This window comes from Caballeronia pedi (assembly GCF_001544915.2).
Taxonomy (GTDB): Bacteria; Pseudomonadota; Gammaproteobacteria; order Burkholderiales; family Burkholderiaceae; genus Caballeronia; species Caballeronia pedi.
This window is the reverse complement of sequence record NZ_FCOE02000026.1, coordinates 19,922-38,091: the sequence shown is the minus strand read 5'-3', so window position 1 is coordinate 38,091 and position 18,170 is coordinate 19,922. Positions and strand designations below refer to the sequence as shown.

17 protein-coding genes are annotated in these 18,170 nt (G+C 62.7%); 7 read left to right on the top strand and 10 right to left on the bottom strand.

What is annotated here, in order from left to right:
• Positions 1 to 21: 21 nt before the first annotated feature.
• On the bottom strand, positions 22 to 1,692 hold the full coding sequence (locus tag AWB80_RS29190) for an FAD-dependent monooxygenase (protein ID WP_061178162.1): 1,671 nt from the start codon (positions 1,690 to 1,692) through the stop codon (positions 22 to 24).
• Positions 1,693 to 1,793: 101 nt separating this feature from the next.
• Between AWB80_RS29190 and AWB80_RS29185 the strand changes: the two genes are divergently transcribed.
• Together AWB80_RS29185 and AWB80_RS29180 are read left to right on the top strand one after the other, a co-directional pair.
• Complete coding sequence (locus AWB80_RS29185; protein WP_061178161.1) at positions 1,794 to 2,714, top strand: LysR family transcriptional regulator; 921 nt, start codon at positions 1,794 to 1,796, stop codon at positions 2,712 to 2,714.
• Between the two features lie 47 nt (positions 2,715 to 2,761).
• The gene (locus tag AWB80_RS29180; protein ID WP_061178160.1) at positions 2,762 to 3,019 is read left to right on the top strand and encodes a DUF1272 domain-containing protein; all 258 of its coding nucleotides are present in this window, start codon (positions 2,762 to 2,764) and stop codon (positions 3,017 to 3,019) included.
• A 1-nt stretch (position 3,020) separates the two neighbouring features.
• On the opposite strand, the gene AWB80_RS29175 is transcribed toward AWB80_RS29180, so the two are convergent.
• The 3 genes from AWB80_RS29175 to ald all read right to left on the bottom strand — a co-directional run bounded on the left by AWB80_RS29175 (position 3,021) and on the right by ald (position 7,220).
• Positions 3,021 to 4,154 carry an FAD-dependent monooxygenase gene (locus tag AWB80_RS29175; protein WP_208635704.1) on the bottom strand — a complete coding sequence of 378 codons (1,134 nt, stop codon included), beginning with the start codon at positions 4,152 to 4,154 and terminating at the stop codon, positions 3,021 to 3,023.
• A gap of 18 nt (positions 4,155 to 4,172) precedes the next feature.
• A complete protein-coding gene (locus AWB80_RS29170) occupies positions 4,173 to 5,846 on the bottom strand; it encodes a hypothetical protein (RefSeq protein WP_061178159.1) in 1,674 nt (557 codons plus the stop codon).
• A 255-nt stretch (positions 5,847 to 6,101) separates the two neighbouring features.
• A complete protein-coding gene (ald, locus tag AWB80_RS29160; protein ID WP_061178158.1) occupies positions 6,102 to 7,220 on the bottom strand; it encodes an alanine dehydrogenase in 1,119 nt (372 codons plus the stop codon).
• Positions 7,221 to 7,426: 206 nt separating this feature from the next.
• On the opposite strand from ald, the gene AWB80_RS29155 reads away from it, so the two are divergent.
• Positions 7,427 to 8,131, top strand: a complete 705-nt coding sequence (locus AWB80_RS29155; protein WP_061178218.1) for a hypothetical protein — start codon at positions 7,427 to 7,429, stop codon at positions 8,129 to 8,131.
• A gap of 2 nt (positions 8,132 to 8,133) precedes the next feature.
• On the opposite strand, the gene AWB80_RS29150 is transcribed toward AWB80_RS29155, so the two are convergent.
• From AWB80_RS29150 to AWB80_RS29140, 3 genes are read right to left on the bottom strand one after another with little or no spacing between them, the layout of a single operon-like run.
• A complete protein-coding gene (locus AWB80_RS29150; protein WP_061178157.1) occupies positions 8,134 to 9,432 on the bottom strand; it encodes an MFS transporter in 1,299 nt (432 codons plus the stop codon).
• 58 nt (positions 9,433 to 9,490) lie between these two features.
• On the bottom strand, positions 9,491 to 10,261 hold the full coding sequence (locus tag AWB80_RS29145; RefSeq protein ID WP_061178156.1) for an enoyl-CoA hydratase/isomerase family protein: 771 nt from the start codon (positions 10,259 to 10,261) through the stop codon (positions 9,491 to 9,493).
• A 14-nt stretch (positions 10,262 to 10,275) separates the two neighbouring features.
• The gene (locus AWB80_RS29140) at positions 10,276 to 11,784 is read right to left on the bottom strand and encodes an acyl CoA:acetate/3-ketoacid CoA transferase (protein WP_061178155.1); all 1,509 of its coding nucleotides are present in this window, start codon (positions 11,782 to 11,784) and stop codon (positions 10,276 to 10,278) included.
• Positions 11,785 to 11,989: 205 nt separating this feature from the next.
• Between AWB80_RS29140 and AWB80_RS29135 the strand changes: the two genes are divergently transcribed.
• From AWB80_RS29135 to AWB80_RS29120, 4 genes are all read left to right on the top strand, one after another.
• Complete coding sequence (locus tag AWB80_RS29135; RefSeq protein WP_061178154.1) at positions 11,990 to 12,670, top strand: TetR/AcrR family transcriptional regulator; 681 nt, start codon at positions 11,990 to 11,992, stop codon at positions 12,668 to 12,670.
• Positions 12,671 to 12,847: 177 nt separating this feature from the next.
• Positions 12,848 to 13,618 carry a 3-ketoacyl-ACP reductase gene (locus AWB80_RS29130; protein ID WP_061178153.1) on the top strand — a complete coding sequence of 257 codons (771 nt, stop codon included), beginning with the start codon at positions 12,848 to 12,850 and terminating at the stop codon, positions 13,616 to 13,618.
• A gap of 16 nt (positions 13,619 to 13,634) precedes the next feature.
• Positions 13,635 to 14,798 (top strand): dihydrodipicolinate synthase family protein, encoded by a 1,164-nt coding sequence (locus AWB80_RS29125; protein WP_061178152.1) that lies wholly within the window; start codon positions 13,635 to 13,637, stop codon positions 14,796 to 14,798.
• On the top strand, positions 14,795 to 15,646 hold the full coding sequence (locus tag AWB80_RS29120) for a sugar phosphate isomerase/epimerase family protein (RefSeq protein WP_061178151.1): 852 nt from the start codon (positions 14,795 to 14,797) through the stop codon (positions 15,644 to 15,646). The genes AWB80_RS29125 and AWB80_RS29120 overlap by 4 nt, the downstream gene beginning before the upstream one ends.
• A gap of 52 nt (positions 15,647 to 15,698) precedes the next feature.
• On the opposite strand, the gene AWB80_RS29115 is transcribed toward AWB80_RS29120, so the two are convergent.
• From AWB80_RS29115 to AWB80_RS29105, 3 genes are read right to left on the bottom strand one after another with little or no spacing between them, the layout of a single operon-like run.
• The gene (locus AWB80_RS29115; protein ID WP_061178150.1) at positions 15,699 to 16,409 is read right to left on the bottom strand and encodes a GntR family transcriptional regulator; all 711 of its coding nucleotides are present in this window, start codon (positions 16,407 to 16,409) and stop codon (positions 15,699 to 15,701) included.
• A gap of 57 nt (positions 16,410 to 16,466) precedes the next feature.
• Entirely contained in the window at positions 16,467 to 17,387 is a 921-nt protein-coding gene (locus AWB80_RS29110) for an allantoinase PuuE (protein ID WP_061178149.1), read from the bottom strand.
• 16 nt (positions 17,388 to 17,403) lie between these two features.
• Positions 17,404 to 18,162, bottom strand: coding sequence for an SDR family NAD(P)-dependent oxidoreductase (locus AWB80_RS29105; RefSeq protein WP_061178148.1), 759 nt, complete (start codon positions 18,160 to 18,162; stop codon positions 17,404 to 17,406).
• Positions 18,163 to 18,170 lie beyond the last annotated feature (8 nt).

Below are 18,170 nucleotides of genomic sequence, written 5' to 3'. Positions count from 1 at the left end.
TGTGTCTCCGAGCGATGTTTTTTATTGAGTGACCAGCGCGGCTTCGTTCGCGCACAGTCCGACAGTGCGTCGCGCGGCCGCTTCGAACGCAAGGTCCAGCGCATCGCCACGCCACGCGACATGCTGATCGGGACGAATCAGCACGTAGCCCGCGCCGTAGGCCTGCGCGACTTCCGCTTCGTCGATGCGTACGACTGCGAGTCGAGGCAGCGCACGGGCGGCGCGTTGCAGCGCATCGGCATCGAAAGCGGCGCTCGCGGCCTTCGTGCATAGCAGCGTGAAGCCTGGACCGAAGCGATCGAACAGCGATGTGCCATCGGCAAGCCAGACGTGCGGCGCGCGATGCCCCGCGCGCGCGGTCGGCAGATAGAGATTCGCGGCATCGGGCGGCGGCGACCCCGCTTCCGCTTCCACGAGCGGCGATGCTTCGTAACGCGTGCCGAGATGCACGCCGGGAATCACGAATTCGCCGGTGGCATGAAACGCCAGATAATCGCCGATGGCTTCGCGCGCCGCGTCGCCCGATGCGCTCGCTTCGAATGCCGCGTCGGGCAAGCGCACGTGACCGATGCCGTCCGCGAAGCCGCGCGCGAACGCGGTATTGCGCAAGGCCGCGGGCCGGCGCTCCGCTTCGTAGCTCGCGCCGAGCGCATCGCCCGCGAAGCCCTTGATCATCGCTTCGAGCTTCCATGCGAGATTGGCTGCATCGTCGATGCCGGTGTTGTAGCCGAGACCGCCCGTCGGCGTGAACAGATGCGCGGCGTCGCCCGCGAGGAACACGCGGCCCGCACCGAAGCGTTCGGCGACGAGCGCGAAGCCCGCCGTCCACGTCGATGCGCTCTTCACTTCGAAGGGAATGTCCGCGCCGATCGCCTCCGCGATGCGACGGCGCACGCTGTCCTCATCCGCGACTTCGCCCTCGCGCAACTGCACGTTCATGATGAAGTGGCCCGCGCCATCGACCGCGATGATGAGCGCGCGCTGTCGCGGGCTGAAGGTCCAGTATTGCCACGCCGGCGCACGCTTGCTCACGCGATAGATATCGGGCGCGTAGAAGTACACGGCGTCCATCTGGCCGCCCATGAATTCGCGCTTTTCGTCGGCCATGCCCGCGAGCCGGATATCGAGTGCCTTGCGCACGAAACTGCGCGGACCGTCGCAGCCGATCAGATAGCGCGCCGTGACGGTGCGTGTGTCGCCGACATCGGATTCGACTGTCGCCGTGACCGATGTTTCGTTCTGCGTGAAGTCCACCACGCGCGATGAGAAATGAACGTGGCAGTCGGGATAGCTGCGGGCGGCGTCGAGCAAGACGGGTTCGACATAAAGCTGCGAGCAGCGATGCGGCGGCTCCGGCGTCGGCCAGGTGAACGCGTGGCCTTTCGCCCATTCGACCGCGTCACGCGATGCGGGCTGATGCAGCCGCGCCAGTTCGTCACCCGCGATCGACGTGAAATACGCCACGTCCGGCGCGTAGTCCGCGGGCAAACCCAGCGACCGCACTTTCGACGCAATGCCGATGCGCCGGAAGTGCTCCATGGTCCGCGCGCTGTTGGCATTGGCGGCGGGATGACGGCTGGTGCCGCTTTTGGCATCGAACAATTCGACGCTCACGCCGCGCTGCCCGAGTTCGGCGGCGAGAAACAGCCCGACCGGGCCTCCGCCCACGATGATGACTTCGCAATCCAGCACATCCGTCTCCTGATTTTTCTGAAGCTGGATGCGAAGTTAAACGCGTCGGCGCTATAAATCTATACAATGACTTTCATACCCGGAATGAATCTGATTCATATATGCCGACCCCCGACCTGAACTTTCTGTATGTGTTGCAGGCGCTCGACGAGGAGCGGAGCGTGTCTCGCGCCGCCGAGCGTCTCGGGCTGACTCAGCCGGCAGTGAGCCATGCATTAGGGAAACTCCGTATGCTGTTTCAGGACGATTTGTTCGTGCGCGCCGGTTCGGTGATGGCGCCGACGCCGGTGGGCGAGCGGCTCGCGCAAGGCGTGGCGCACGTGCTCGCGGTGGTGCAGGAAGAAATCTGGAGCGCGAAGGCCTTCGATGCCGCGAGCACCACGCGCACGTTCTCGGTGTGTCTGAGCGACATGGGCGTGATCGTGCTGTTGCCGCGCCTGCTCGCGGCTTTGCGGGAACGCGCGCCGAACGCGACGCTCAAGCCGATTCAGCTGCCGTCGCTAGAGCTGGCGAGCGCGCTTCAGGATGGCGCGCTCGACCTCGCCATCGGCTATCTCGGCAAGATGGGCGAGAATCTGCATCAGCAGCCGCTATTCAGGCGCTCGCTGGTGGGCATCGTGAAGGGCGGCAAGACGCGCAGGAAGATTCGCATGACGCTCGATGAGTTCATCGCGCGCAAGCATGTCGTCGCGGGCACGCTGGCGCTGACGAACCAGTTGCTCGAAAAGGAATTGCGCCGGCTCGGTTCCAAGCTGAAAGTGGGTATCGACGTGCCGTATCTGCTCGCGGTCCCGAGCCTCGTCGCGACATCGGATTTCATCGCAGCGGTGCCGGATGAACTCGCGGAACTGTTCTCGCGCCTCGCGGATGTCGATGTGTTCCCCTTGCCCATCGAACTGCCCGATCTGACGGTGCAGCAGTTCTGGCACGCGCGGCATCACAACGATGCGGGGCATCGGTGGTTCAGAAGTCTGGTGGCGACGACGCTCGGGCCATCCGCCCGAAAACCGGTGCGCGTGTAGACTCGCACGATAACGAATGACCCGACCCACCGATTCCGGAGACAGACATGCTGGAACTTCGACCCGGTTGTGAATGCTGCGACAAGGACTTGCCTCCGGATTCGACCGAGGCGCTCATCTGCTCGTTCGAATGCACCTTCTGCGCCGATTGCGCGGCGAACGTGCTGGGCGGCGCCTGCCCCAACTGCGGAGGCGAACTGCTGGCGCGCCCGCGCCGCGCGGCGGACAAGCTCGTCAGGCATCCCGCCTCCACCCAGCGCGTGTTCAATCCGGCATGCCGGGACAAGATAAGCCGCACGCCGTGACTCATCGGATCGTGGCGGCCAGCAGATCCTTCAAATCGATGCCGTTCTTCGCCGCGTCGAGTTGCTCGTCCGGCACCGGTCCTTCGCGTTCGAGATCGACCAGCGCCTGATTCAGATCCACGTAGGGCCGCATGCGGACTTCATAGGCGGCGAAAGCGTCCGCCAGATCGTCCGGATGGCGCACGAGTTCATGCGCGAGCACGAACGCGCCCACGAGCCCAAGGCTCGTGCCCTGCCCCGAAAACGGCGATGCGCAATGCGCCGCATCGCCAGCCAGTACGGCACGTCCTCGAGACCACGCGGGCATGTGTATTTGCGCCAGCTCGTTGTAGTAGAACTGGTCCGTGCTCTTCATCGCGTCGAGAAAGCGGGGAAAATCGCCTTTCAGATGCACACAGCTTTGCGCTACGACGCGCTTCTGTGCATCGACATCGCTTCGGGACAATGCTGGCTCGGGCGCTGCGAAGCCCACTCCGATGCGCAGCTCGCGCTGGTCCCGGCTCGGATAGATGACATAGCCGAATTCGTTCACCCGGTGTCCGATCTGCCAGCCATCGAGGCCGATGAGATTGGGCGTCGAAAACAACGCGAGCACGACGCCCAGCGGAAAAACAACCGCTGCTTCATCGTCGAACACCTGCTTGCGGACGTTCGAGTAGATGCCATCTGAACCGATCAGGATATCGAACGATCTGCCCGATCCGCTTTCGAACTGGACCTTGACGCCGTCCGCGTGCTGGTCGATCGCACGAACGCTGTCGGCGTACAGGAACTCGACCTTCCCGCTCAGTGCGTTCATCAGCAACTCACACAGGTCGTCGCGGAAGATCTCGATGTCGTCGCTGTCGAGCCGACCCGCGCTATACGTGCGCTCTTCCGTCCGATGGATCTCCTTGCCGCCGGCATCGAGCATCGACATGCCCTTGAGCCGCGTACGCAATGCGCGTGCGTCATCGAGCAGGCCCATCGCCTGCACGACATGCAGCGCGACGCCACGGATATCGACCGCCTGACCGCCACGGCGGAATCCGTCGGATCGTTCCACGAGCGTGACGGCGACGCCCGCGCGATCCAGCCAGAAGGCCAGCGCGAGGCCGGTGACACCGGCGCCAGAGATCAGAGCGTTTCGAATCATAATCATTCTCCTTGAGTTTCACCGACCGAGCACCGTCACGGCAGGAAATCGCATCAGATAGGAAACGTCTGCGCTGTCTCCCAGATAACGAACATCGAGCAGCTTCTCCGGGGGAACAGGATCGGCCGCCATGCCGCCAGCCATCAGACGCTGCAGGACGTCTTGACGCAACCAGAGGAGCGTCCCTTCGTGAACCGCGGGCAGATAGTTCGTCTTGAATCCGGCGACGGAATATATACCGCTGGCGCTGCTCCACAAGCCATGCGTTTCGATGACTTCCGGACGCTCCTTGTTCAGATAGTCGGCAAGCCCCGCATACCCGCGACGCGCCAGCGACGGGTTGGTCAACAGCCCTGAATCCAGAATGTCCAGACGTTGGCAGCACAATGCCGCACCACCGACGTCCGGCGTCATGAACTTGAGCGTCGGTTGCCCGAGATGCTCGCGCAGGCGATCGACCGAAGCGCCCGTCATCGCGTAGTTCGCTGGCGTAATGCCCCGCCAGTCACCGGGGAAATCGCCCCACGCCCGTTTTCGGACCCGCTCGCCCGTGGCATTCAATACGGACGGGAGCACCCCACGCATCGCCGCACCGAGGATGACCGTGTCGACGTTTTCGCGCAGCACCGCGAGGTTGAACAGGAAGGTTCCGGAAAGGCACAGCAAGAGCCCGCGCAACACACGTGGCCGACGCGTATTGGCGAAACGTTCCGCGAGAGCAAGGACGAAAAGGGGTAGCACCGCCAGGAACATTCGCCCGGTATAGCCCCAGTTCCTTCCCGATACGAAAGCGAATACGCCGAAGGCGAATATCAGAAGTACAGGCATCGGATCGAGGCGGCGCTGCTGGCCGCCCTTCCGGCTCAGGTACATGCCGGCCAGTAGCGCCGCATTCACGAAGAGGAAATCCTTGAGCCCGCGCAGCTTTTCCAGTACGCCGCTCCAGCCCTTCCTGCTGTAAGGCGCCTGAAGCTTGGCCAGAATCGTATTCGGCAACAGTGCGCCGAAGAACCAATATCTCCATATCGTCAGGATCGCGAAACAAAGCACGAGCCATGCGCACATCCGAATGGCCCGCGGCCGATCCTGCGGGCAAAACACGACCATCCAGCCAAGCGCGAAACCCAGATAGAACGCCGCCTCGAAGCGAGTGAGCAACAAGAGCGGCAACAGTGCATGGGCGAGCGTCGATTGCGCGCGCCAGGAGAGCACGAACGCGAGCAGCAGCAACGCGAAGATCGTCATTTCCATGCCGTTGACGATCTCGGCCTGGCAGGCTGGCAGCAGACCCAGCAGGCACACCACGATGAATCGATGCGTCGGGCTCGGCAGGAACGGTTGAAGTGCGCGCCATACGAGCATCAGCGTGGCGCTAAGCGCGATGAAAGAAAGCAACTGCGCCGCCCTGATCGCCTCGATAAAGTCGGGATGCAGCAGCCACTGCCCCGACGCCAGCAGCGCCGTCATGAGCAGGCTCGACGTACCTTCGGCCGATGCCGAAGCCGGCGTCAACGCAAAGATCCCGTGCCGCCCCAGTGTATGCGCATAGGCGACCGTGATGGCGCCGTCGTCCCACCCATAGGGGCCCGCCAGCAAGATCGTTGCCAACGAAAGCACCGCATACGCGACAACGAAGAGGAACCCGGTGGCTCCCGCTCTCGCCTCGATCCTCTGTGTAAGGTGTTCGGGCATGATCGGTCAGTCGGCGAAAATGACATGACGGATGATACATCGGGCACATGGCGGGCGGACGTCGTCGATTCACTCGTGCCTCAGAAGAGCATTTGCCACCATGCGCCGCCGCCTTTCGAAACGATCAGGTCCTTCCCTTACGCACACGCTGTTCCAACCGGAAAACACCCGGCGGCACGAAGTACGTGCCGAAGCGCACCAGCCCCGGTTCCTCACGCTCCCGGTCGCTAATCCGACGCGATTGTTCAGCGCAGCCTAACCATCAAGCAGAGACTCCGCATCGACATATTGATAACCACGATCACGCGCGACCGCCTTGTACGTGACGTTCCCGTCGCAGACGTTGAGTCCGCGGCGAAGATGCACGTCGTCCTTCATCGCGCGCTTCCAGCCCTTGTCCGCCAGCATGATCGCAGGGCCAATGGTTGCGTGGTTCAGTGCGAACGTCGATGTGCGCGCCACGCCTCCCGGCATGTTGGCAACGCAATAGTGCACGACCCCATCGATGAAGAAGACAGGATCGGCATGCGTGGTCGGATGAGACGTCTCGAAGCAGCCGCCCTGATCGATAGCGACATCGACCATCACCGCGCCCTTCCTCATGCCCGCGACGTGCTCCCGGGTGACGAGCTTGGGTGCGGACGCACCCGGTATCAGCACGCCGCCGATCACGACATCCGCATCGAGCACGGCATCCTCGATGCTCTGCGCGTTGGAAAACGCGGTCGTGATCCGATTGCCATATACCAGATCGAGCTGACGCAGGCGATCGACGTTCTTGTCCAGCACGGTGACGCGCGCGCCGAGGCCGACCGCCATCTGCAACGCATTCGTGCCCACCACACCCGCGCCGATCACGGCGACGTGTCCCGGCGTCACGCCAGGCACGCCCCCAAGCAAGACGCCGCGCCCGCCCTGGGCGATCTCCAGAAAGTGCGCACCGGCCTGCACGGCCATGCGTCCGGCGACTTCGCTCATCGGCGCCAGCAGCGGCAGTCCACCGCCCGGTCCGGTGATGGTCTCATAGGCGATACAGATCGCGCGGGACTCCACGAGCGCCTTCGTCTGGACCGGGTCCGGCGCGAGATGCAGATACGCATAGAGGATCTGCCCGGGTCGCAGCATCTTGCACTCGGCGGGCTGCGGTTCCTTGACCTTGACGATCATGTCGGCAGAAGCGAACACTTCCGCGGCTTCCGTCGCGATCTCCGCACCCGCCAGCCGGTATTGTTCGTCGGTCAGACCGATCGCGTCACCCGCTTGCGCCTGCACCACGACCTGATGTCCACGCGCGGTGAGTTCCCGCACGCTCGCCGGCGTGAGTCCGACGCGATACTCATGGACCTTCACTTCCTTCGGCACACCGATACGCATGGCAGTCTCCTGTGAGCGCGTCACGCTTCGCCTGCGACGATTTTCTTCATACCTGAAACCATGCCGGCGACAGCCGCGCGGTCGTCTCGCCGTCTCATGCGGCGACGATCGTGTTTCCAATCTTATCGGTTTGGCCGGGGCGCTCCGTCTGAATCGCTACAATGGCGCAGACAAATTTTCCCCATCGAAAGCATCGCATGCGAGACATGCTGACTTCCTTTTTCTGGAGCGGCGACGCGATCCGCAGTCGAAGCGTAAGCGACGTGGTTCTCTCAGACACGCTCGACGTGCCTGCGCCCTCTGCACGCGTGCTTGCGGACTGGCAAAGAGAGACCTCGTCGCGGCTCGTTCTCGAACCCGGCGATGTCGAGCCAATGCCTCTGGCGCGAACGCAAATGCGCTGGCTGGACTACACGCGCTGCGTGCGGGCGATGTCGGACTGGACAGGCGCGCTTGGACTGAACGGCGTGCTCGCCGGCAGCGACGTCGCGCTGATGGCGTGTCGCGGCGCGCGCTATCACCATGACGCCGCGCAATATGGCGGCAAGGCCTTCTGCAATCTCTTCCTGAGCGAGGACCGTGGCCTGGACGTGCATTTTCCCGCCACGGGACTTCGCATTCCGCTGACCCGCGGAACAGCCCTCCTATTCGATACTGGTCAGCCTCATGGTGTGATTCAGCGCCACCGTGACAATTTCAATGAGGCCGATTTCGCGCCGGATCAGGACTGCATCCAGATATTCCTGAGCTGGGAGCTTCCCATCGAAGACGTCCGGGTTGGGCAGCTACTCGAAGTGGACTTCGACGTTGCCCGTTCGACCGCGCAGCGACTGGACGACGAGCAAGTGTGGTTGAACGGGTCGCCAGTTGCCGTGTGCCCGGAATCGGGTCGCTGGCATAGGGCCGACTGATTTCAACCGTGCGCGGCCGGCGCAAGTTGCGCGATATCGACGGGCTTGCTCGACGAGCGGATGACGCGCATCACGATCCATGCGAGGAGATAAGCCGAACCGCAGACGACGAACAGCACGTTGTAGCCGGCGTCGATGTGACCGAGCACCTTGAAATGGTCGAGCACCGCGCCGACGACGAGCGGAAACAGCGTCGCGCCCAGCGCACCGGCCAGGCCGCCGATCCCGACCACCGAACCGACCGCCGCCTTCGGGAACATGTCGGATGCGGTCGTGAAGAGATTCGCCGACCACGCCTGATGCGAAGCCGCCGCCAGGCTCAGAAGGCCGACCATCGCCCACATGTTCTCGATGAACGGCGAGAACGCGATCGGCATCACCAGGAAGGCGAAGATCAGCATGGTGGTTTGCCGCGCCTTCGTCACGGACCAGCCGCGCTGAATCAGCCTCGACGAGATGAAACCACCGCCGATGCTGCCGATCGATGTCGAGACGTACACGATCACCAGCGGCAGACCGAGGTTCTTCAGATCGAGGTGGAAGCGCGAATTGAAGTACGACGGGAGCCAGAAGAGCATGAACCACCAGATCGGGTCGGTCAGAAGCTTGCCCGCGAAGAATGCCCACGTCGGACGCAGCTTGAGCAAGGTGAACCAGCTCACCTTTTGCGTCGCGGGGGCGGGCGCCGAATCTTCGCTGATGTAGGCGAATTCGGCCTCGTTGACTTTCGCGTGCTTCGCCGGCACCTGATACATGAAGTACCAGAAGCCCAGCCAGATGAAGCCCGTCAGTCCCGTGACGAAGAACGCAGCCTCCCAGCCATATGTTGCGGCCAGCCAGGGCACGGTCGCCGGCGCCGCCACCGCGCCGATACTGGTACCGGAGGTCAGAATACCTACCGCGAGCGCCTGCTCCCTGCGCGGGAACCACTCCGACACGCTCTTCACCGCGCAAGGAAAACTGCCCGACTCAGAGATGCCGAGCAGCGCGCGCATGACGCCGAAGCCCATCGTGCTGCGCACGAGCGCATGGCCGCACGCGGCGATGCTCCACACCAGCACGCACACGCCGTAGCCGATCTTGACGCCGAACTTGTCGACCATCTTGCCGGACAACACCATGCCGATTGCATAACACGCCGTGAACACCATGACGATGTAGCCGTATTGTGTCTCGGTCCAGTTGAACGTAACGGCAAGCTCGGGCTTGAGCAGTCCCAACACCTGACGGTCGAGGTAATTGATCGTGGTTGCGAAGAAAAGCAGCGCGCAGATGCGCCACCGGATAGCTGTACGGTCCATGAGCGACTCCTGTCTCCTGAGATGCCTGATGCGCTGATGCGCTGATGCGGCTTGAGATTTACCGGAACGATGCGTGGCGCTTCTCGCGGAATGCCGCCACGCCTTCGATTGCATCGGGCGACGCCTTGCACACCGATGCGGCGAGTTCGTGCGCGTATTCGTGCTGGCCGGTCTCCATCATGCGCACGAGCCGCTTTGCGACTGACAGCGACGTCCTGGATCGCTTGATGAGCGTTTCGCAGACGGCGTCGACACGGCTGCGCAACTGATCCGCTTCGACGGCCTCGTTGATCACGCCCCACGCAACGGCGGTTTCGGCGGAGATCGGTTCACCGAGAAGGATCAACTCGCGCGTGCGCGTCGCGCCGACGAGTTCGGAAAGCCGCGAGCAGCCCATCCATCCGGGGATGGCGCCCACCGACGCCTCAGGAAAGCCGACCTTTGCCTGCGTGCTTGCGTAGCGGAAATCGCACGTCAGCGCGAGTTCGAATCCGCCGCCAAGCGCGCTGGCGGAAAGCACGGCGATGGTCGGTTTGTCGAGTTCGGCAATGCGACGGAACACGCGGTTGCCTTCGCGAATGAAGCGGGTGCCCATCTTCTGCGGATCGATATCGCCCCACTCGTTGATATCCGCGCCGCTGCAAAAGAAGCGCGCACTCGCGGTTTCGATCTTCAGCACGCGGATTTCATCGTTGCGCTCGACGTCCGTCACGGCGCGTTCGATGTCATCCAGCATCTGCAACGTCAACGCGTTGTGACGCGATACGCGGTTGAGCGTAATCGTGGCGATGCTGCCTTTGGCTTCGTAAAGAATGTCGGTGTCGGACATGGAAAACCTCTTCGTTAGTGAGCCGCAGCGGCTTCGAGCAGGCGCTCGTCGATGAGCGGCGTGAACTCCATGCGCGCGAGCACATCGCGGTGCAGGTCGACGCCCTTCGCCACTTCGACGAGGCACACGCCGAGCGCATCGAGCCTGAACACCGCGCGCTCGGTGATATAGAACACTTCCTTTCCGTCCAGCCGCGCCTGCACGCCGCTGAACGTCACGTGCCGCACCTTTTTCACGGCCTTCGGCACCGAGCCCGGCGAGAGAATCTCGAGCGTGTCGCCCTTGCGTTCCACGCGCAATCCCTTGGCCTCGAATGCGCCGCAAAACACCAGCTTTTTCGCGCCCTGTGCGATATCCATGAATCCGCCCGGGCCGACGACCGTGGAGCCGAGCTTCGACACGTTCACGTTGCCTTCTTCGTCGAATTCGCCCATGCCGAGAAAAGTCACGTCGATACCGCCGCCGCTGTACCAGTCGAACTGATCGACGCTCGGCATGATGGCGTCGGCGTTGCGCGCGGCGCCGAACATCGAGCCGTCGAGCATCACGCCGCGGTGGATGCCCTGTTCGACGGAACCCCAGTACTCGTCGCCGCGACCTTGCGAAGCCAGAACGGCCGGGATCGCGCCCGGAAAGCCGAAGCCGAAGTTCACGGATTGATCGATGCCGAGCTCCTGCGCAGCGCGCTCGGCCACGATGAGGCGCATGCCATCGGGCATTTCGATGTCGGGGGTCGCGCCGAGCGCTTCGCCGCTCAACGTGGCGTCGTACTCGCTGATCTGGCACTGGCGTTGAGCCGGCGTCTCGACAGTGAAATCGACCATCACGCCAGGTACACGAACCAGACGGGCAGGCACGTGTGAACGCGGCCTCGATTTGACCTGCGCGATGACCTTGCCGCCGCTGTTGTGCGCGGCCAGCGCGACGGCGTAGATGTCGAGGTCCGCCGGTTCGTGACGGGTCGATAGGTTGCCCTTGTCGTCGGCGGACGACGCCATGACGATCGAGAAGTCGATCTTGAAGGGCTTGTAGCGCAGGAATTCCTTGCCGTCGATGTCGATCAGCTCGACGAGATCTTCGGTGGTGACGTCGTTCAGCTTGCCGCCGGCGAGACGCGGATCGACGAAGGTTCTCAGTCCGACACGCGTAATCACGCCCGGCCGGCCCGCGCCGATTTCGCGGAACAAGGTCGCGATCACGCCGCCCGGAAAGCTGTAGCCCTCGATCGCGCCGCATTCGGCCAGCTTCTGCATCGCCGATGACCAGACCCAGTGACCGCCGATCACGCGCCTGACCATCCCGGCGTGAGCGAACCGGCCGAGGCCGCTGCCCTGCCCGTCGCCCACGCCCAGCGCATGAACGACCGTCAGATTGCGCGGATGGCCGGTTTCGAGAAACCGCGCTTCGATGGCCGCGAGGATGGCGTCCGGTTCGAGCAGCCCGCCGCCCGAGCCGGTGATGGCGATCGTCGCACCGTCGAAGATCGAAGCCGCAACGGCTTCTGCACTGGTCCACTTTTTCACAACGCCTCCAGATCCTGAAAATTACTTAGTACCGAACCGTATCGTTACTTACGTTGCATGGTGGCACAGCCGGAAGCGACGTTCAAGAGAGCAGCACGCGAAATCGGGTTTACGATGATGGGTGCGCGCAAAGCCGCTCGTACGCCACGATTGCGACGCGATGGCGTTGTCAGTTACCGTTTAACTTTGGATGCGACCCACGAATATGCAGACCCCAGTCGAACCGGGCGGCGAAGTACGCGCTGTCGAGAAGCCCGCGCGCGCCAAGCGGCTGCGCGATCCGATCCAGACGCAAGCCAAGATCCTCTCGGCCGCCAAGGCAGAGTTCGCGAAGGTCGGACTGGGCGGCGCCCGCATCGAGACGATCGCCGAGAAGGCCGGCGTCAACAAGCGGATGATCTACGAGTACTTCAAGGGAAAGGAAGAGCTGTTCCAGACCGTCCTCGAGGAAATGTGGACGGACATCCGGACCGAGGAAAGATCGCTCGGCCTCGATAAACTCACGCCGGTCGAAGCGATCCGGGCCTACGTGACGTTCACCTGGAACTATTACCTGAAGAACCCGGAATTCATGTCGCTCGTCAACAGCGAAAATCTGCACCGGGCCCGGCATGTCAGGAAGTCGAGGCGGTTCGGCGAGCTGCATCGGGGCTTCGTCAACATGCTGCAGCATATTCTCGAGCGCGGTGTCGCATCCGGCGACTTCAAGGCGGGCGTCGATGCAAGCCAGTTGCACCTGACCATCGCCGCGCTGGGTTACTACTATCTGACCAACCGCTTCACCGGCGAGGTCATCTTCGGCTTCGATTTCGTCTCGAAGGAAGCGCTTCAGAAACGTCTCGACTTCAACCTCGAGACGGTGTTCAGCCTCCTGCGCCCAAGCTGATCGCGGCGCGCGCCTCTCTCCTCTAGCTCCATCGCGCAAGGGTTTTCCGTTTCATAGGGGAAAACCCTTTTTTGACAGCGTGTCTCGACCGGTATTAAATAACGAAACGGATCGTTACTTATGAATTGATTGGCAATTCATGAGACGACATGAAACAGCCACGCAGGAGATGGAAACATGGAGCAACGCCAGGTTGCGCTGGTCACGGGCGCGCGTCGCGGCATCGGTCGGGCGATCGCGCTCGAACTTGCCAATGCCGGGTTCGATATCGCCATCACGGACGTCGAGACATCGGAGGAACTGGTCGCCACGCGCGACGACATCGAACGCACCGGTGTGAAGTGCGTGGCGCTCACATCGAACCTCGCGGACATTGCGCACCACGACGCGCTGTTTCAGGCGGCCGAGGTTGCGCTCGGCCCCGTCACCTGCCTGGTCAATAACGCCGGCGTGTCCGTCATGTCGCGCGGCGATCTGCTCGATGTCACACCCGAAAGCTACGACCGCTGCCTGAACGTCAACACGCGCGGCACCTTCTTCCTGATGCAGGCATTCGGCCGGCGTGTCGCCCGGGCGTCGCAATCGGCCGCTAATCGCTCGATCATCACGATCACCTCGTCCAACGCAGTCGCGGCGTCGCCACAGCGCAGCGAGTATTGCGTGTCGAAGGCAGGGCTGTCGATGGCCACGACCCTGTTCACTCTGCGGCTCGCTGAACTGGGCGTCAGCGTATTCGAAGTGCAGCCGGGCCTGATCGAAACGGAAATGACCGCGCCATCGAAGGCGCGCTACGACGCGCTCATGGAGAACGGGCTGACCGCCATCAAACGATGGGGCAAGCCGGATGAAGTCGCGCTGACGGTGCGCACGCTGGCGACGGGTGGTCTGCCGTTCAGCGTCGGTCAGGCGATCCGCGTCGATGGCGGTCTGCTTGTTTCCAAATACTGATCTCGAGACTCGAACCATGCAAATCAAGCTCCCTACCCTCGACGGCACACTCGTCGATTACCGTCTGACCGGCACGCCGTTGCAGGCCGTCAAGCCTGCGGCGCCGTTCAACCGCATCGCCTATTCGGCGGCGCACGTGGTCGCCGATCCATTGCGTAGCGGCGAACTCGGGCAACCGTGCGCGATCGACTGGGACCGGACCATCGAATATCGCCGTTATCTTCTCGAGCAAGGTCTGGGGATCGCGGAGGCGATGGATACGGCGCAACGCGGCATGGGCCTGTCGTGGGACTCGGCGAAAGAGCTGATCGTGCGCACGCTGAATGAAACGCGCGACATTCCCGGCGCGTCTGTCGCATCGGGCTGCGGCACGGATCACTTGCCGGTCAACGACGCGCGCTCGTGCGACGACGTGATCAAGGCCTATTTGACGCAAATCGAAAGCGTGCAGCGTGCGGGCGGCCAGATCATCCTGATGGCGAGCCGCGCCCTCGCGCGCGTGGCCAGCGATGCGAACGACTACATTCGTGTGTATCGCGCAGTGCTGGCTGCGTGCGACAAGCCGGTCATTCTCCACTGGCTCGGCGAGGCGTTCGATCCCGAACTGGCCGGATACTGGGGCCATGCCGACTTCGAAAGCGCGGCGAAGGTCTGCCTCGAAGTCATCGCCGCGAATGAAGCGAAGATCGACGGCATCAAGATTTCGTTGCTGGACGATGCGAAGGAGATCGCCTTCCGCCGACGCCTTCCTGCGTCCGTGAAGATGTACACCGGCGACGACTTCAACTATCCCGTTCTCCTCGCCGGCGACGAGTTCGGCTATTCGCACGCGCTGCTCGGCATCTTCGATGCGATCGCGCCTGCGGCGTCACAGGCGCTGTCCGCGCTCGCCGCGAACGATCTTGCTCGCTATGACGAACTGCTCGCGCCAACGGTGCCGTTGTCGCGCCATATCTTCCGCGCGCCGACGCAGTACTACAAGACCGGGGTCGTGTTCCTCGCCTATCTGAACGGATTCCAGCCGCACTTCTTCATGCTGGGCGGGCATCATGGCATGAGGCCGCCTGCCTATCTGGCGGAAGTCTTCCGGCTCGCCGATCAGGCGAATCTGCTCAAGGATCCCGAGTTGGCCACGAGCCGCATGCGAGCGGTCATGACCACGCTCGGATGTGCGCAATGATCGTGGAACCTCTTCACCTCTCGCGTTGCTCGATCAATACCGCAACGCTGGGACACCGCGAACCCATCGGCGTGACGATCGACCGGATCGCAAAGGCGGGGTTCGGTGGCTTGGCCCCGTGGCGTCATGAAGTCGAAGCCGCCGGCGTGAGCAAGATCGCCAGGCAGATTCGCGCGCTGGAACTCAAGGTCAGCGGGTACTGCCGGTCGACGTACTTCCCTGCCCCGACGCGAGAGGCGCGTCTGGCCAACATCCAGTCGAACGTTCGGGCGTTGAACGATGCGGCCGAACTGGGCGCTGAATGTTTCGTGATGGTCGTGGGCGGCCTGCCTGAAGGTAACCGCGATCTGCCGGCCGCGCGCACGCAGGTACAGGACGGCATCGGCGCATTGCTCGAAGCGGCGCGCAAGCTGGGCGTCCGCCTGGCGATCGAACCGCTGCATCCGATGTATGCGGGCGAAAGGTCGGTGATCAACACGCTCGACCAGGCGAACGCGCTTGCGCGCGAACTCGATCCACATAACGATGGCTTCCTTGGAATCGCGGTCGACGTCTATCACTGCTGGTGGGACGCGCGGCTGGACGCGTTGCTGTCTTCGACCGGCAAGGACAATCGCATTTACGCGTACCACGTCTCCGACTGGCTGGTGCCGACGACCGATCTGTTGCTCGATCGCGGCATGATGGGAGACGGCGTGATCGACCTGCAGGGCTTCCGGCAGCGCGTCGAGCATGCGGGCTATGCGGGCATGGTCGAAGTCGAGATTTTTTCGCGCGACAACTGGTGGAAGCGTCCACCCGATGAAGTCTTGCAGACGTGCGCCGCGCGACTGCAATCGGTCTGCTGAGGCTGATCCGTTTGCGTAGAATGTCGGGACGCTGGATTTGTCCAGCCCCGGATTAGCGCAGGAAGATCTCTTCAAGGTCCGCTTCTTCCTCGGTCGAGTCCAGATCCAATGAACCTTCGATGTGGTCGAGATGCTCGAGCATGATCTTCGCGGCCGTTTCGCCATCGCCTTGATTCAAAGCGACGACGATACGCTCATGTTCGTCGGCCCGGCAGCTCGCAACGATCGGTGCGTTGTACAGAAGAATGACCAGGCATGTCAGGGTGGAAAGCTCGCGCAAGCTGCGGGTGAATGACGAGTTACCGGCGAGCGCTGCCGCAAGGTTATGAAACTCTCCGGACAAACGTATGATCGCGCGCTTGTCTTCGACTTTACGAGCGTTCATCTCCTTATTCAGATGTTCCTTCAATGCCGCTCGCTTCTCTTCGGTCATGCTATTGGCCAGGCGGCGCATGACTGCGGGCTCGATCAGTCTGCGGGCCTCGAATACATCCCGAGCCTGTTCCACCGAAGGCTTTGCGACGAACCAGCCTCGCTTGGGAAAAACCTCGACGATCTGCTCATAGGCCAGCTTGCTCAGCGCTTCCCGCACCCGCGCGCGACTGGCCTTGAAGATCGAAGCCAGGCGCTCTTCGGCCAGCTTCGTTCCCGGTGTCAGCCGATGCTCCAGGATTGCAAGGTAGATTCGCTCGTAGATTTCGTCGCTCGTGCTGTCGGTCGACTGCGTATCGTTGAGAAGAGGAAGAACTGAATTCTTGGGCATTTTGGAAAGCCTTTCTGGACGCTGGGGCGCGCCTCGGAGTTGCCGGCGTGAGGGTTGTCACACACCTTGATAAGGATGCTCTTTGATCCAATGGCGAGCGATATCGATCCGCCGGGCAAACCAGACATCCTCGTGGCTCTTGACATAGTCGAGGAATCGTTCGAGACCGGCGGCCCTCGCCGGATGCCCGATCAGCCTGAGATGAAGGCCGACTGACATCATCTTCGGCGTCTTCGCTCCTTCCCTGTACAGCATGTCGAATGCGTCTTTCATGAAATCGAACCACTGTTGCGACGTGCCCGTGGTACCCGCATATTGTCCGTCATTCGTCGTCAGCGAATACGGAATGACCAGGTGCGGCGTCTCGCCTGCGGTAGTCCAGAACGGAAGTTCATCGCCGTAGTAGTCGGAGTCGTACAGAAAGCCGCCGTGCTCGACGAGCAGACGCCTTGTATTCACCGATGGCGAATAGCGGCAATACCATCCTTCGGGCGGTCGGCCTGTCGTTCGCGTGAGCGACTCGACTGCCATCCGGATGTGTTGCCGCTCCTCTTCCGGCGCAAGCCGATAGTGCTGTATCCACCGCCAGCCGTGACTGCAGACGTCGAAGCCCGACGCTCGAATGGCCGCCGCGGCCGACGGATTGCGCTCCAGCGCCAGGGCGCATCCGTAGATGGTCGCCGGCAAATCACGCTCTTGAATTATACGCATGAGCCGCCAGAAGCCGACTCGGCTGCCGTATTCGAAAAGCCCCTCCGCCGCCAGGTCCCGACCGACCACGCCCGAATGCAGGCCATGCGATTCGGTGAACCACGTCTCGCTCTGCGTTTCGCCGTGCTCGATCGATGGTTCGGAACCTTCCTCGTAGTTCAACACGAGATTGATTGCGATACGTGCCCCGTTCGGCCAGTTGGCGGAAGGCGGGTTGGCGCCATAACCCTCGAAATTGCGTGCGGGTGTCGTGCGATCGTTGCTCATGAAATCTCCGGTCCCGTTAAAGCATGACGTCGCCGCCGTTCGGCGACAACGTCTGACCCATGTAGTAAGCGCCTCCGGTTTCCGACGCCAATAGCAGAGCGGTCGGCGCAATTTCGTCGACCTGACCGAAGCGTCCGGCCGGGAGCTGCGCGAACTTCATCGCGCGCCATTCGTCGGTGAAACCGGCCAGCATCGCCGTCTCGACCGGCCCCGGCGCGATGGCGTTGACGGTTACGCCAAACGGCGCTCCCTCGTACGAGAGCGCGCGCGTGAAGCCGACGAGACCCGCCTTGGAGGCGCAGTAGTGCGCCGCGTCCACCGTCCCCTTATAGGCCAGCTGTGAGGCGATGTTGATGATGCGGCCGTAGCGACGCTCTTTCATGCCTTCGAAGAACTGACGCGTGACGAGGAACGCGCCGCGCAGGTTGACCGCCATCGTCTGGTCCCAATCCGCGACCGAAAGCTTGCCGAACGGAATTTCGCTGCAGACGCCCGCTCCGTTCACCAGAATGTCGACCGGTCCGAAAGAACGGCGCGTCCAGTCGCCCAGTCGCGCAACCGATTGATCGTCGGTAACATCGCACTCGACGACTTTCACGTCGGCGCCGCGCGCCTCCAGCTCCGATGCCCACGCTGCGGTGCGCTCCTGATCCTTGAAATGCGCGACGAGAAGCTTCGCTCCGTGCGCGGCAAACAGCTCGACGATCGCGCGTCCGATACCGGTATTGCCTCCGGTCACGACGGCCGCCTTTCCTTCGAGGGAGAACGATTCCATGAGTGTCT